The organism is Streptomyces doebereineriae, from assembly GCF_031845645.1.
GTDB classification, from domain to species: domain Bacteria; phylum Actinomycetota; class Actinomycetes; order Streptomycetales; family Streptomycetaceae; genus Streptomyces; species Streptomyces canus.
Window position 1 is genome coordinate 1 of the sequence record NZ_JAVREZ010000069.1, and the last position, 718, is coordinate 718.

1 protein-coding gene is annotated in these 718 nt (G+C 66.4%); it reads right to left on the reverse strand.

From position 1 onward, the window contains the following. A partial coding sequence (locus RNB18_RS50730; protein WP_311720893.1) for a phosphoenolpyruvate carboxylase occupies positions 1-700 on the reverse strand: 700 nt, incomplete at its 3' end. Positions 701-718 lie beyond the last annotated feature (18 nt).

Sequence of the window (718 nt, forward strand, 5' to 3'; positions counted from 1 at the left end):
TGAGCGCACCGATCTCGCTGACCGGTGTCGACGCCTTGAAGTACTCGACGAATCCCGGTGTCTCGTGGACCAATTCGGCGTAGGACCGCTGCGCCAGGGCAGCCAGTTCATCCAGCACCTGATAGGCCGGCTCGGCTTCGTCGCCCAACCCCTCGACGTCGAGCAGGGTGGATTCCAGCGTCGCGGCCAACAGTGTCTCCAAATTGCGGTGCGCGATCCGCGGCTCCGCGTACTTCGCCGCGATCACCTCACCCTGCTCGGTGATCCGCAAGGACCCCTTCACCGCCCCGGGCGGCTGCGCCAGGATCGCGTCGTAGCTGGGTCCGCCACCGCGGCCCACGGTGCCGCCCCGACCGTGGAACAGGCGCAACCGAATTCCGGTCTTGCGCGCGGCTTCGACGAGGTCCAGTTCGGCGCGGTACAACGCCCAGTTCGCCGCCAGGTATCCGCCGTCCTTGTTGGAGTCCGAATATCCGAGCATCACTTCCTGATGCTGCCCGCGTGCGGAGACGATGCTGCGGTAGACCGGGAGCGCGAGCGCCTCCTGCAGGATCGAGGACCCCCGCTGTAGATCGTCGATGGTTTCGAACAGCGGCACGATCCCGACCGGCGCGTACACCTCCGCTCCGTGACCCGCACCCGAAACATCCAGCAGGCCGGCCTCTTTGAGCAGGATCGCGGCTTCGAGCAGGTCGGACACCGACTGGCACATGGAGAT